The organism is Nonomuraea sp. NPDC052116 (genome assembly GCF_040680035.1).
Taxonomy (GTDB): domain Bacteria; phylum Actinomycetota; class Actinomycetes; order Streptosporangiales; family Streptosporangiaceae; genus Nonomuraea; species Nonomuraea angiospora_A.
The window spans coordinates 212,197-226,830 of record NZ_JBFAWA010000005.1 but is presented as its reverse complement, the minus strand read 5'-3'; the positions used below and the strand labels follow the sequence as shown (position 1 = coordinate 226,830).

10 protein-coding genes are annotated in these 14,634 nt (G+C 69.1%); 8 read left to right on the top strand and 2 right to left on the bottom strand.

The features are described 5' to 3' along the window. Positions 1-148: 148 nt before the first annotated feature. Positions 149-1,537 carry an NAD(P)H-quinone dehydrogenase gene (locus AB0L65_RS11320; protein ID WP_350731339.1) on the top strand — a complete coding sequence of 463 codons (1,389 nt, stop codon included), beginning with the start codon at positions 149-151 and terminating at the stop codon, positions 1,535-1,537. Here AB0L65_RS11320 and AB0L65_RS11315 read toward each other — a convergent pair. Further along, a complete protein-coding gene (locus AB0L65_RS11315) occupies positions 1,512-1,934 on the bottom strand; it encodes an SDR family NAD(P)-dependent oxidoreductase (protein ID WP_364243337.1) in 423 nt (140 codons plus the stop codon). The genes AB0L65_RS11320 and AB0L65_RS11315 overlap by 26 nt on opposite strands. 195 nt (positions 1,935-2,129) lie before the next feature. On the opposite strand from AB0L65_RS11315, the gene AB0L65_RS11310 reads away from it, so the two are divergent. The 6 genes from AB0L65_RS11310 (at position 2,130) to AB0L65_RS11285 (ending at position 10,900) form a co-directional block, all read left to right on the top strand. After that, positions 2,130-4,418 (top strand): TIM-barrel domain-containing protein, encoded by a 2,289-nt coding sequence (locus AB0L65_RS11310; protein ID WP_364243334.1) that lies wholly within the window; start codon positions 2,130-2,132, stop codon positions 4,416-4,418. Between the two features lie 17 nt (positions 4,419-4,435). After that, a complete protein-coding gene (locus tag AB0L65_RS11305; protein WP_364243331.1) occupies positions 4,436-5,743 on the top strand; it encodes an extracellular solute-binding protein in 1,308 nt (435 codons plus the stop codon). Further along, complete coding sequence (locus AB0L65_RS11300; protein WP_364243329.1) at positions 5,744-6,607, top strand: sugar ABC transporter permease; 864 nt, start codon at positions 5,744-5,746, stop codon at positions 6,605-6,607. Continuing rightward, the gene (locus AB0L65_RS11295; RefSeq protein WP_192790081.1) at positions 6,604-7,425 is read left to right on the top strand and encodes a carbohydrate ABC transporter permease; all 822 of its coding nucleotides are present in this window, start codon (positions 6,604-6,606) and stop codon (positions 7,423-7,425) included. Before AB0L65_RS11300 ends, AB0L65_RS11295 begins: the two co-directional genes overlap by 4 nt. A 13-nt stretch (positions 7,426-7,438) precedes the next feature. After that, complete coding sequence (locus tag AB0L65_RS11290; protein WP_364243327.1) at positions 7,439-10,321, top strand: glycoside hydrolase family 3 C-terminal domain-containing protein; 2,883 nt, start codon at positions 7,439-7,441, stop codon at positions 10,319-10,321. A 114-nt stretch (positions 10,322-10,435) separates the two neighbouring features. Then, positions 10,436-10,900 carry a hypothetical protein gene (locus AB0L65_RS11285; RefSeq protein ID WP_364243324.1) on the top strand — a complete coding sequence of 155 codons (465 nt, stop codon included), beginning with the start codon at positions 10,436-10,438 and terminating at the stop codon, positions 10,898-10,900. On the opposite strand, the gene AB0L65_RS11280 is transcribed toward AB0L65_RS11285, so the two are convergent. Beyond that, positions 10,901-11,668: a 3-oxoacyl-ACP reductase family protein gene (locus AB0L65_RS11280; RefSeq protein ID WP_350731357.1), complete on the bottom strand. Its 768-nt coding sequence runs from the start codon at positions 11,666-11,668 to the stop codon at positions 10,901-10,903. A 186-nt stretch (positions 11,669-11,854) separates the two neighbouring features. On the opposite strand from AB0L65_RS11280, the gene AB0L65_RS11275 reads away from it, so the two are divergent. After that, positions 11,855-14,524: a cellulose binding domain-containing protein gene (locus AB0L65_RS11275; protein WP_364243320.1), complete on the top strand. Its 2,670-nt coding sequence runs from the start codon at positions 11,855-11,857 to the stop codon at positions 14,522-14,524. Positions 14,525-14,634 lie beyond the last annotated feature (110 nt).

Here is a 14,634-nt window from a genome sequence, read left to right as displayed (position 1 = left end):
TCACTACGGATGTGGGGACGACGTGTCACCCCTCCGTCACCGAGCGGCATGATACCAGCCATCATGATCTTGAACCTTTTATCAGGCGTGTGCGGGTGGCAACGGCCCAGTTGCAGCCTTACCGAGACCATGCGGGACAATGGGTTACGTGACGAGGATCGTGATCATCGGTGGCGGACCCGGCGGCTATGAGGCGGCGCTGGTGGCCGCGCAACTAGGCGCGCAAGTCACCATGATCGAGCAGGACGGCCCGGGCGGCGCGTGCGTGCTGACCGACTGCGTGCCGTCCAAGACGCTGATCGCGACCTCGGTCCGCAAGCAGGCGCTGCTCGACGCGCCGTCCCTGGGCGTGGCGTTCTCCGGCGGGCCCGACGGTGACGCGGGCGTGGTCGGGGTCGATCTGCCGCTGGTCAACAAGCGCGTGAAGGAGCTGGCCCAGGCCCAGTCCGCCGACATCGCCACCCGGGTCGAGGCCGAGGGCGTCGAGATCATCAGGGCGCGCGGGCGGCTGGTCGACCCGCAGGTGGTCCGGGCGGGCGACCGTACGATCAAGGCCGAGGTCGTGATCGTGGCCACCGGCGCGACGCCGCGCGTGCTGCCCGGCGCCGAGCCCGACGGCGAGCGCATCCTCACCTGGCGCCAGCTCTACGACCTGGAGGAGCTGCCCGAGCACCTGATCGTGGTCGGCTCGGGTGTGACGGGCGCGGAGTTCGCGGGCGCGTACCGCTCGCTCGGCTCGGAGGTCACGCTGGTCTCCAGCCGCGACCGGATGATGCCTAACGAGGACGCCGACGGCGCCGAGGTCCTCGAAGAGGTCTACCGCCGCCGCGGCATGAACGTCATGGGCCGCTCGCGCGCCGCCTCCGTCAAGCGCACGGCCGACGGCGTGGTCGTGACCCTGGAGGACGGCCGCACGGCCGAGGGGACCCACGCGCTGATGACGGTCGGCATGATCCCCAACACCGCCGGCATCGGCCTGGAGGAGGCCGGCGTCCAGCTCGACAAGGGCGGCTTCATCAAGGTCGACAAGGTCTCGCGCACGTCCGCGCCCGGCGTCTACGCGGCCGGCGACTGCACGGGCGTGCTCATGCTGGCCTCGGTGGCGGCCATGCAGGGGCGCATCGCGGTCTGGCACGCGCTCGGGGAGGCCGTCCAGCCGCTGCGGCTGGCCACGGTGGCCTCCAACATCTTCACCGACCCGGAGATCGCGGCCGTCGGGGTCGCCCAGCGGTCCATCGAGGCGGGCGAGATCGAGGCCAACGTCGTCAAGCTGCCCCTGGCCACCAACGCGCGGGCGAAGATGCAGGGGTTCAACGACGGCTTCGTCAAGCTGTTCTGCCGCCCGCACACCGGGATCGTGCTGGGCGGCGTCGTGGTGGCGCCGCGCGCTTCCGAGCTGATCCTGGCGGTGTCGGTGGCGGTGCAGCAGCGGCTGACCGTCGACCAGCTCGCGCACACGTTCGCCGTCTACCCGTCGCTCTCGGGCTCCATCACCGAGGCCGCCCGCCGCCTCATGCAGCCGGGCCACGCGATCTGACCCCTTCAGCTCCCCTTGGCGAGGCGATCGGCCTGAGCGCGGCCCACTTCGGCGGCTCGGCGACCAGGGCCCGCCTGCGATCGGCCGGGTCCGGGTGCCGCGTCGTCCGCCGTGCTCGCCCCGGACGCCGAAACCCACCCGCCGGCCAAAGCCCCACCTTGACGTCCAGCCGGCCGAAGTGCTCCTTCGCCCGCTTCACGCTCTCGAAGACGGCGGCCTTGTCGGTCACGTCCATCTCGAGCGGGAGCACCGCGTCGCCGTAGGCGGTGACCAGTTCGTCGAGGCTTGCGGCGGTCCGCGCGGTCGCGGCCACCTTGTCGCCGCGCGACAGCGCGGCCTCGACGAAGTTGCGGCCGAGGCCGCGCGACGAACCGGTGACGAACCAGACCTTGCTCATGACTGTCTTTCCGTTCTTTCCGTTGCCTGCTGTTCCACCCCCAAGACACGCGGTCCGGCAAGGACGTAACACCCGTCGGATGTGATCCGCGTCTCTCCTCCACTTGCGGATGCGGAGGAGCGGGACCGTTGACGTTTGTTGGTATGGACAGCAAACTAACTCACGAGTTGGCGCAGCCGTTCGTAAGGAGCTTCCATGCCCTATCGCCCCCCATTGGTCGCGCACGAGTACTTCGTCGCGGACCCGCCCGAGCTTCCGGTTCGCGGACGAGGCGAGGGTGGTCTGTCGGCGGTGACCGCCGCGGAGCTGGTCGCGGCCGACGGCGCCGAGGTGATGGTGAAAGCGGTCACCACGGCGGAGGAGACGCTGGTCGTCCAGGTGGGAGTGGCCGGTGAGGGAGTCATCCGGGTGCGGTTGTCGGAGGACGCGACCGCCCGGCCGCGCTCGGAAGGGGCCATCTCCCTGGTGACCCCCGGCACGTATCCAGGGGCACGTGCCGGGGTCGCGCCGGGCGAGCCGATCGTGATCGACGCGGGTTCGCTGCGGGCCGAGATCAGCTTGGCGCCGTGGCACCTGAGGTTCACGGACGCGACCGGTAAGACGCTGGTCGAGCAGGATCGGGGGCATACCGACATCAGCGGACGGCTGCGTACGCTGCCCTTCGGCCGCTCCAGCGTCAACGGCGCCCCCGTCGCCTACCACGAGAGCTTCGCCGCCGCGCCCGACGAGGCCTTCAGCGGGTTCGGGGAGTCGTTCACCCGGCTGGACAAGCGCGGCCAGCGCCCGCTCATGTGGAACTTCGACGCGTTCGGCGCCGAGTCGCAGCGCGCGTACAAGAACATCCCCCTGTACGTCTCCAGCAAGGGCTACGGGGTCCTCGTCGACAGCGGGGCCCCGACGGAGTTCGACGTGTGCCAGTCCACGCACAGCGTCGTGCAGATCCTCGTGCCGGACGACGTGATGGACTACTACGTGATCGCCGGGCCGACGCCGCCGGAGGTCCTGGACCGTTACGACCTGCTGACCAGCCGCCCCTCGCTGCCGCCGAAGTGGGCGTTCGGGACGTGGATCTCGTCGGGGTTCTGCGTGGACAGCCAGGAGCGGGTGCTGGCCAGGGCGCGGACGATCAGGGAGCGCGGCATCCCGTGCGACGTGCTGCACCTGGACACCTACTGGCAGAGCGACGGGCACTGGTCCGACCTGCAGTGGGACCCCGTGAACTTCCCCGACCCGGACGCGATGCTGGCCGAGCTCAAGGGGATGGGGTTCCGGGTCTGCCTGTGGATGAATCCGTATGTCTCCCACCTGAGCCCCGCTTTCACGCAGGCATCTGATGCCGGATATTTCTTGAAAAATCGGGCGGGGGAGACGTACGTCGCCGACTGCTGGCACGGGTCGTTCCCGGCATGCGGGATCGTGGACCTCACCAACCCGCAGGCCGTCGCCTGGTTCCAGGGTTTGCTGCGCGACCTCCTGCGCCAGGGCGTGGACACGTTCAAGACCGACTTCGCCGAGGGCGTGCCCGCCGACTCCGTGGCCTTCAACGGCATGAGCGGCACCGACCTGCACAACGTCTACACCCTGCTGTTCAACGACGCCGTCGCCGCCGTGACCCGCGAGGTGCACGGCCACGACCTGGTCTGGGCCCGCTCCTCGTACCTCGGCGGCCAGCGCCACAGCGCCCAGTGGGGCGGCGACACCTACACCAGCTACGCCGCCATGGGCAGCACGATCAGGGGCGGCCTCGCGCACGGCCTGTCCGGCGTGCCGTTCTGGAGCCACGACGCCGGCGGCTTCACCGGCCGGCCCACCGACGACCTGTACGTGCGCTGGACCCAGTTCGGCGCGCTCTCCCCGCTGCTGCGCCTGCACGGCACGACCACCCGCGAGCCGTGGGAGTTCCCGGCCGTCGAGGAGCAGGCCGTCGGCGCGCTGAAGCTGCGTTACCGGCTGATGCCCTACATCTACACGGCGGCCGTCGAGGCGGCCCGCACCGGCGCGCCCATGATGCGGGCCCTGTGCGTGGACCACCCGGACGACCCGGTGGCCTGGCAGGCCGACCTGCAGTACCTGCTCGGCCGGGACCTGCTCGTCGCCCCCATGACCGCGCCCGAAGGCTCCCGCCAGGTGTACCTGCCGCGCGGCACGTGGGTCGACTACTGGACGGGCGAGGTGCTCGAAGGCTCCCGCTATGTCACGGTCGGCAAGCCGCTCGACCAGATCCCCCTCTTCGTCCGGTACGGCGCGCTCATCCCGGTGGTCACCGACCCAGGGGACACGGTGGACGTGCCGGCCGAGATCACCCTCGTCGCCTTCGGGGGCGGCGACGCGACTGCGGAAATCCACGACGCGGACGGCGTGACGGTCGCCGTCGCCACCAGGGACGGCGACGTGCTGCGCGTCGCCGTCACCGGCCCGAAGCGCGTCACCGGGATCGAGATCGCCCCGGTGGCCGGTGCTCCCGCGCGGGCCGAAATCTCGTAACACCCCCTGGAGGGATCATGGTGAAGTCAAGAGCCGCGGCGGCGCTGGCCGTCGCGGTCCTGGTTCTGTCGGCGTGCGGCTCGGGAGGCTCGGAGACCCCGACCGCCCAGAGCAGCAGTCAGCCGCGCACTCTCAAACTCTGGCACTACGAGTCGGCCGACAGCGCCATGGGCAAGGCGTGGACCGAGGCGATCAAGAAGTTCGAGGCGTCCCACCCGAACGTGAAGATCAAGTTCGAGGCCAAGGGCTTCGAGCAGATCCAGAAGACGGCGAGCATGGTCCTCAACTCCGACGAGGCCCCCGACATCATGGAGTACAACAAGGGCAACGCCACCGCCGGTCTGCTGTCCAAGCAGGGGCTGCTCACCGACCTGAGCGAGGAGGCCGCCAAGCGCGGCTGGGACAAGCTGCTGCCCGGCGGCCTGCAGACCACCGCCAAGTACGACGACCGCGGCGTCATGGGCTCCGGCAAGTGGTACGGCGTGCCGAACTACGGCGAGTTCGTGATGGTCTATTACAACAAGGACCTGTTCGACAAGCACAAGGTCCAGGTGCCGACGACGTTCGAGCAGTTCACGGCCGCGATGGACACGTTCGTCAAGGCAGGGGTGACCCCCATCGGCACCGCCGGCGCCGAGTATCCGGCCCAGCAGATCCTCTACCAGCTCGCGCTGACCAAGGCGCAGAAGCCGTGGCTGGACGCCTTCCAGTCCTACAAGGGCAAGGTCGACTTCCACGGCCCCGAGTTCACCTACGGCGCCGACACGTTCGCCGACTGGGTGAAGAAGGGCTACATCGCCAAGAACTCGTCCGGGCTGAAGGCCGAGGACATGGGCGTGGCGTTCATGAACGGCAAGTTCCCCATGATGATCAGCGGTAGCTGGTGGTACGGCCGCTTCGCCTCGGAGATCAAGAAGTTCGAGTGGGGCCACTTCCTCTTCCCCGGCGCCACGATGTCCCCGGGATCGAGCGGCAACATCTGGGTCGTGCCCGAGAAGTCGGAGAACAAGGACCTGGCCTACGACTTCATCGACATCACGATGAGCAAGGACATCCAGAACCTTCTGGGCAACTCCGGCGGCGTCCCCGTGGCCGCCGACCCGGCCGCGATCACCGACGCGAAGAGCAAGGAGCTCATCGAGACGTTCAACAAGCTCACCAGTCAGGACGGCCTGGCCTTCTACCCCGACTGGCCCGCGCCCGGCTACTACGACGTGCTCGTCGCCGGGGTCCAGAACCTCATCAACGGCAGCAAGGCCCCGGCCGCGGTGCTGGACGAGATCGCCAAGCCGTACGAGGACAACCTCGCCGACATCGGTAATTAGATGAGGGTGCGCACGAGGGGGTACTGGCTCTACCTGGCCCCCAGCCTGCTGCTGTTCCTGGTCGTCATCGTCGTGCCGTTCCTCATGAACGTGGGCGCGAGCTTCACCCGCTGGTCGGGGGTCGGCACGCCCAGGTGGATCGGGTTCGACAACTACACCAGGCTGCTGAAGGACGAGCGGTTCTGGCAGTCGTTCCAGCACAACGTAGGCCTGATCGTGGCCATGGCCATCGTGCCGACCGCGATCGGCCTCGTGCTGGCGGCCGCCCTGTTCGACTACATCGGCAAGAAGTTCGGGCCGCGCACGGCCTCGGCGCTGCGGGCCATGTACTACCTGCCGCAGGTGCTGCCGGTGGCCGTGGCCGGCGTGGTGTGGGGCTGGATGCTGCACCCGTCGTACGGCGCGATCAACCAGATCTTCGGCCTCGACCTCGACTGGCTCGGAGATCCCGACCTGGCGCTGGCCACGGTCATGGCGGTCATGGTCTGGTTCCAGCTCGGCTACCCGGTGGTGATCTTCATGGCGGGCCTGCAGCGCGTGGACCCGGCCTACTACGAGGCGGCCGAGATCGACGGGGCCTCGTGGTGTCGCAGGTTCTGGCACATCACGATCCCGCAGATCCGGCCGGAGATCTTCGTGGTGCTGCTGACGTGCACGATCGCCGCGCTCAAGGTGTTCGGGCCGATCTTCGTGCTGACCCGCGGAGGGCCCGGCAACGCGACGATGGTGCCGTCGTACTTCTCGTACCTGAACTTCTTCCAGAAGAGCAACGTCGGGTACGGCTCCGCGATCGCCACGGTGCTGGCCCTGATCATCATCGTGGTGACGTTCCTGTTCCTGCGGGTCCAGGAGCGTGCGGAATGAGGGGCCCGGGACGCTGGGCGGTGCTGTTCGCGCTGGTCGTGCTGGCGGTCGTGATGGTGTTCCCGTTCGCGATCGTGGCGATCAACGCGGTCAAGTCGCCGGCCGAGTACAGCTCCGACGGGCCGCTGAGCCTGCCCGACGGGCTCTACCTCCAGGGGCTCGTCGACTTCTGGAACCGGGTGGAGTTCGGCACGAAACTCTGGAACAGCCTCCTGATCAGCGCGTCCGTGGCCGTGCTCGCCGTCGTGCTGTCGGTGCTCAACGCGTACGCGCTGGGCATCGGCAGGGTGAAGGGCCGGCTGTCGATCCTCGTGCTGTTCCTGGTGGCCAACACGCTGCCGCAGGAGGCGCTGGCCTACCCGCTGTACTACCTGGCCAAGGCGGTCGGGCTGTACGACACGCAACTGTCGGTGATCATCGTGATGACGGTGATCCAGGCGGCGTTCGGCACGTACCTGCTGAGCGCGGTCCTGGGCCAGTTCCCGAAGGAGATCCTTGAGGCGGCGGCGATCGACGGCGCGGGGCGGCTGCGGTCCCTGTGGCGGATCGTGGTGCCGATCAGCAGACCCACCCTCAACGTGCTGCTGATCTTCTTCTTCATCTGGACCTGGAACGAGTTCTTCCTGCCGCTGATCTTCCTGATCTCGAACGACACCCAGACGGTGCCCGTCGCGCTCGCCGTGCTGCAGGGCGAGAAGTACATGGACGCGACGATGTCCAGCGCCTCGGCGCTGCTCGGCCTCCTGCCGGCGGTCGCCTTCTTCCTGATCTTCCAGCGGACGCTGACCCGAGGTGTGACGGTCGGCGCCATCAAGTGATGGAGAACCATTGATGCGAAAGATCCCGTTATTAGCCACCCTCACGCTGGCGGCCTCGCTACTGGCCGTACCTCCCGCGCAGGCCGCCGGCCTCCCGTTCCAGAACCCGGCCCTGCCAGTGGAGCAGCGGGTCGACGACCTGCTCGGCCGGCTCACGCTCCAGGAGAAGCTGGGCCTGCTGCACCAGTCGCAGGCGGCCATCCCGCGGCTGGGCATCGCGTACCACAAGAACGGCACCGAGGCGCTGCACGGCGTCGGCTGGTCCAACCACCTCAACGACGGCTGGAGCCAGAAGTTCGCCAGTGGCACCGTGTTCCCGCAGGCCGTCGGGCTGGCCAGCACGTGGGACCCCGAGCTGATCAAGCGGGTCGGGTCGGCCGTCGGCGACGAGGTCCGCGGCTACAACGACGCCGACCCGGTCCTGTGGGGTCTTCAGGTGTGGGCGCCCGTCGTGGACCTGCTGCGGGACCCGCGGGCGGGCCGCAACGAGGAGGGCTACTCGGAGGACCCCCTGCTGACCGGGGCCATCTCCACCGCCTACGGCAAGGGTCTGCAGGGTGACGACCCCGTCTACCTGAAGACCGCGCCCGTCCTGAAGCACTACCTGGCCTACAACAACGAGACCAACCGCGGCACCAGCTCCTCCAACCTGACGCCGAAGCTCAAGCACGAGTACTACGAGCAGGCGTTCAAGGCGGCCATCTCGGCCAACGCCGCGACCGGGGTCATGGCGTCGTACAACCTGGTCAACGGGCGGCCCAACCACGTCAACCCCGACCTCGGCAGCACGGTCAGGTCGTGGACGGACAAGACGCTCTACAACGTCAGCGACGCCTGGGGGCCGTACGCGCTCACCGAGCTGGAGAAGTACTACGACAACAAGCCCGAGGCGTTCGCCGCGGTGCTCAAGGCGGGGCTCGACAGCTACACCATCGACGACAGCAACGCCGGGCCGCTGGCCGAGCACCTGACCGCCGCGCTCGACCAGGGGCTCATCACCCAGGCCGACGTGGACCGGGCCGTGCGCAACGTGCTGACCATCCGGACGCGGCTGGGGCACTTCGACCCGGACGGCGGGCCGTACAAGAAGATCACCAAGGACGTGATCAACAGCCCGGCCAACCAGCGACTCAACCGGGAGGCCGCGGGCAGGGCCGCGGTGCTGCTGCGGAACTCCGGCGCGCTGCCGTTCAAGGAGCCGAGGTCGGCGGCCGTGGTCGGCCCGCTGGCCGGGACGCTCTACCGCGACTGGTACGGGGGCAAGGCGCCGTACCAGGTCACGCCCCTGGACGGGATCAAGGAGCGCGTCGGGGACGTCAGCACCGGCGCGGGCCTGGAGCGGATCGCGCTCAAGCACCTCGCCTCCGGCAAGTACCTCACCGCCACCGGCACCGGGGCCGACGACAACGCCGCCCTGATCGACACGGCGCCCACCGCGGCCTCCCAGTGGGACCTGACCGACTGGACCGGCGGCGTGTCCACGCTGCGCAACGCCGGCAACGGCAAGCTGCTCGGCGGCGACTGGCGCTCGCTCGACACCGACGACGCCGAACCCGACGGCTGGTATGTACAGCAGCAATTCGAGCTTGAGCGCGACCAGGCCGACGGCAGCTACCTGATCAGGTACGCCGGCTACGAGACCGTCGAGGGCTGGTACGGCCTGCCCGACCCGTACGTGACCGTCTCCGCCGACGGCACGCTCGGCCTGGCGCCCAAGGCGCAGGCGGCCAAGTTCGGCAAGGAGATCGTCTCGGACGGCGTCGCCGCGGCCGCCGCGCAGGCCGCCAAGGCCGAGGTCGCGGTCGTGGTGGTGGGCAGCCACCCGTTCGTGGCCGGGCGCGAGTTCCACGACCGTGCCAACCTGCAGCTCGGCGCCGGGCAGCGGCGGCTGATCGAGGCCGTGCGCAGGGCGAACCCGCGCACCGTCGTCGTCCTGGAGGCCGGCTACCCGGTCGTCGTGGACGCCCCGAACCTGCTGTGGACCACCCACGCGGGCGCGGAGACCGGTCACGCCGTCGCCGACGTGCTCTTCGGCGCCGTCAACCCGGCCGGCCGGCTCACCCAGACCTGGCCCGCCGGCGACAGCCCGACGGACATCTACAACTACGACCTGACCAAGACCGGGATGACGTACCTGTACGGAAAGGGCAAGCCGCTCTACGCGTTCGGGCACGGCCTGAGCTACACCACGTTCGGGTACCAGGGCCTGACCGTCCAGGGCGACAAGGTGAGCGTCAAGGTCACCAACACCGGCAAGGTCAAGGGCGACGAGGTGGTCCAGCTCTACACCCACCAGCGCGAATCCCGCTTCAAGCAGCCGGTCAAGCAGCTGCGCGCCTTCCAGCGGGTCACGCTGAACCCGGGCGAGACCCGTACGGTGACCTTCACCCTGAAGAAGTCCGACCTGGCGGTCTGGGACTACACCCGGGGCAAGTGGGCCGTGGAGAGCGCCACCCACGACGTCCTCGTCGGCTCGGCGTCCGACCGGATCCGCCAGTCCACCACGCTGCGGGTCTCCGGCGAGACCGTCCCTGTGCGTGACCTGGCGAAGACCACGCGGGCGATGGACTTCGACGACTACGCGGGCGTGGCGTTCGCGGACGAGACCAAGGCCGGCGGCGAGGCCGTGGAAGGGTCGGCGGGGGACTGGGTCTCCTTCACCGGCGCCTCCTTCGGCTCCAAGTTCACGGCCGGCGTGTCCTCGGTGAGCGGCGGCTCGCTGGAGCTGCGCTCCGGCTCGCCGACCGGCGCCCTGCTGGGCACCGTCCAGGTGCCCGCCACGGGCGGCGTCTATCAGTGGGGTACGGCGACCGCCACGGTCAAGGCGGGCAGCGGGAGCCTGTACCTCGTGTTCAAGGGTGACCTGCGGATCAAGGACTTCGCGCTCGCCCGATGACGTTTCGTGGCGGCCATGAGCATGGTCATGGCCGCCACGGAACACCCCCTTGCCTCATTTGGATAGTTGTGCTATCTATTGCCTAGATAACTCGACTATCCAATGGAGGCTCCGGTGATCGTGATCGTTCTGCTGGTCGCCACGCTGGCGTTCCGGCTGCTGGGCGCGCTGGGTGTGGCCAGGTTCGCCACCTGGAGGGTCAGTGCCGCCCACGGGCTGGCGGTCATGCTGGTGATGACGGCCAGCGCGCATTTCGTCCCGGAGGGCGTGACGTTCATGCCCAACCGGGGTGACATGGTGGCCATGGTGCCGCCGTTCGTGCCGTTCCCGGTCTTCGTGGTCTATCTGACCGGCGTGCTGGAGCTGGCCGGCGCGGCCGGGCTTGTGCTCGAAAGGACCCGCAGGGCCGCCGGGATCTGCCTGGCGCTGCTCTTCGTGGGCCTGCTGCCGGCCAACGTGTTCGCCGCCCTCGCCGGCCAGGACGTGACCCCGCTCTGGGAACGGATCCCCGAGCAGGTCCTCTACATCGCGATCGCGCTGTGGGCCGCCGCGCGCAGCCGCGAACTCAGCCGCGTGTGATCATCGGACGGTCCACCCTCCGTCGACCACCAGCGTGTGCCCCGTGACCAGGGAGGCGGCGGGCGAGACCAGGAACAGCACCGCGCCGGCCACGTCCATGGGCTCGCCGATGCGGTGCAGCGCCGCGATCCGCTCGACCACGTCCGCCTCGAACGCCGGGTCGGACAGGGCCTGCTCGGTCCCCGGGGTGCGGATGAAGGTCGGGGCCACGTTGTTGACGGTGATGCCGTGCGGGCCCCACTCGACCGCCAGGCAGCGGGTCAGGTGGGCGATGGCCGCCTTCGTCATGCAATAGACGGACTCGCCGGGCAGGGCGACCTCGCCGGCCTGGGACCCGACGTTCACGATCCTGCCGTACCCCTGCCGGATCATGGCCCGGCCCACGGCCTGGCCGGCCAGGAAGGTGCCCTTCAGGTTGACCGCGAGCGTCCGGTCGAAATCCTCCTCTGTGACGTCCTCGGCGGGGTTGCCTGGGGCGATGCCGGCGTTGTTGACCAGGATGTCGATCCGCCCGAACCGGTCGAGCGTCTCCTCCACCGCCCGGGAGATCTGGCCGGGGACCGTCATGTCCATCTGGAGGGGGAGCGCGGCGCGCCCCAGCCCGGTGATCTCGCCGGCCAGGCCGCCGTCCTCGCCGATGTCCCGCAGGCCGATGGCGACGTCGGCCCCGGCGTTGGCCAGCGCCAGCGAGATGGCCCGCCCGAGGCCCCTGGCCGCCCCCGTGACCAGCGCGACCTTCCCGTCCACCCGGAATTCGGGAAACTCCATGCTGCCGTCCTTAATTCGTTGTATGTCCAAACTATTGACCGTCGGCGCGCCCGTGTGTGAGCCTTCTTGAGTAGCTCATGCGCGAAGGCGCGGTGACGGTCAGGGTCCCTGCACTCTGCTCGTGCATGGCGGTCATCTGAAGCCTTTGGGGCGCCTGCTGGCGTGCCTGGAAAGGGAGAGCCGCGCATGCGAAGAAGATTATTGGTCATGTTCACGGTCGCCGCCGTGCTGCTCGTGGCGGCTGTCGTGCGGATGTCGCCGGTCTCGGCCGTCGCCTCGGATCCGTACGCGTACAAGAACGTCAGGATCGACGGCGGCGGCTTCGTACCCGGCATCATCTTCAACCCCACGGAGAAGAACCTCATCTACGCCCGCACCGACATCGGCGGGGCGTACCGGTGGAGCCAGTCCACCAAGTCCTGGACCCCGTTGCTGGACTGGGCCGGCTGGGACAAGTGGGGCTACAACGGTGTGATCAGCCTCGCCACCGACCCCGTGCAGACCAACCGGGTGTACGCCGCCGTCGGCATGTACACCAACAGCTGGGACCCCAACAACGGCGCGATCCTGCGTTCGACGGACAAGGGCGACAACTGGCAGGTCACCCCGCTGCCCTTCAAACTGGGCGGGAACATGCCCGGCCGCGGCATGGGCGAGGCGCTGTCGGTGGACCCGAACAACAACAGCGTCCTCTACTTCGGCACCCCCAACGGCAACGGGCTCTGGCGCAGCACCGACTACGGCGCCACCTGGGCGAAGGTGGCCAGCTTCCCGAACCCGGGCAACTACGCCCAGGACCCGAACGACTCCAACGGCTACCTCAGCCACAAGCCGGGCGTGGTCTGGGTGACCTACGACCCGCGCTCGTCCACCAAGGGCACCGCCACCAAGACCATCTACGTGGGCGTCGCCGACAAGGAGAACACCGTCTACCGCACCACCGACGCGGGCGTCACCTGGTCGCGCGTGGCCGGCCAGCCGACCGGCTACCTCGCCCACAAGGGCGTGCTGGACACCACCAACGGCTACCTCTACATCACGACGAGCGACACCGGCGGCCCGTACGACGGCGCCAAGGGAGACGTGTGGCGCTACGCCACCGCGACCGGCACCTGGACCCAGATCAGCCCCATCCCGTCGTCCAGCTCCGACGACTACTTCGGCTACAGCGGCCTGACCATCGACCGGCAGAAGCCGGGCACGATCATGGTGGCCACGCAGATCTCCTGGTGGCCCGACGTGATCTTCTTCCGCTCCACGGACTCCGGCGCGACCTGGACCCGCGTGTGGGACTGGACCTCGTACCCGAACCGCAGCTTCCGCTACAAGCAGGACATCTCGGAGAACCCGTGGCTGACCTTCGGCGCCAACCCGCAGCCCCCTGAGGTCACGCCCAAGCTCGGCTGGATGACGGAGTCCCTGGAGATCGACCCGCTCGACTCCAACAGGATGATGTACGGCACCGGTGCCACGATCTACGGCACCGAGGACCTGGCCAAGTGGGACTCGAACACCCAGTTCACCATCAAACCCATGGCCAAGGGCCTGGAGGAGACGGCCGTCCTCGACCTGATCAGCCCGCCGAGCGGCGCGTCCCTGGTCAGCGCCCTGGGCGACATCGGCGGCTTCCGCCACACGAACCTGGACGCCGTGCCGTCGATGATGTTCACGGCCCCGGTCTTCACCACGACCACCAGCCTGGACTACGCGGAGAAGTCCCCGTCGATCCTGGTCCGGGCGGGCAGCTTCAAGGACTCCGACCGCCCGAACGACAGCCACGTGGCCTTCTCCACGGACGGCGGCGCCAACTGGTTCCAGGGCACGGAGCCGGGCGGCATCGACGAGGGCGGCACGGTGGCGGCCGCCGCCGACGGCTCCCGCTTCGTCTGGGCGCCCAAGGGCGTCACGCCGGTCTACTCGGTGGGGTACGGCAACTCCTGGCAACAGGCGTCCGGCCTGCCCACGGGGGCGATCGTGGAGTCGGACCGCGTCAACGCCATGAAGTTCTACGGCTTCAACGGCGGGCGGCTCTACGTCAGCACCAACGGCGGCGCGACCTTCACCGCCACCGCCGCCTCGGGCCTGCCCACCAGCGGCAAGATCAAGGCGGTGCCGGGCAAGGAGGGCGACCTGTGGCTGGCCGGCGACGGCGGCCTGTGGCACTCCACCGACAGCGGCGCGTCCTTCACGAAGCTGTCGGGCATCACCAATTCGGTGAACGTCGGCTTCGGCAAGGCGGCGCCCGGCGGCACGTACATGGCGGTCTTCGCGGTGGCCACGATCGGCGGCGTCACGGGCCTGTACCGCTCGGACGATGCCGGGGCGAACTGGGCGCGCATCAACGACGACAAGCACCAGTGGGGCAACATGGGCGAGGCCCTGACGGGCGACCCCAGGGTGTACGGGCGCGTCTACGTCGGCACCAACGGCCGCGGCATCCTGTACGGCGACCGCACCGGCCCGCCGGTAACCGTCACGCCCACCCCGACCCCGACGGTCACCCCCACCGTCACGCCTACCGTGACCCCGACCGTCACTCCCACCACGGGGTCGGGCTGCGCGGCGACGTACAAGGGAGTGAACGAGTGGTCGGGCGGCTTCCAGGCGGAGGTCACCGTCAAGAACACGGGCGCGGCGCAGATCACGGGCTGGAAGGTGACCTGGACCTGGCCGGGTGACCAGAAGATCGGCCAGCTCTGGAGCGGCACGCCGACCCAGACGGGCGCCAACGTGAGCGTCGTCAACGCCGGCTACAACGGCACCCTGGCCCCGAACGGGACGACGTCGTTCGGCTTCACCGGCACCTTCACCGGCACCAACACCCCACCCGCCACCCTCACCTGCGCCCCGGCGTAGGCAAGGCCTTCCACGAGGGGGGCGCTGCGCGCCACGGGATTCCAGCCGGCGCCCCCTTTCGATCCCCCTCACCCCCGCTCGCCAGCACCCGCCCGTTTCTCGGTGTCGGG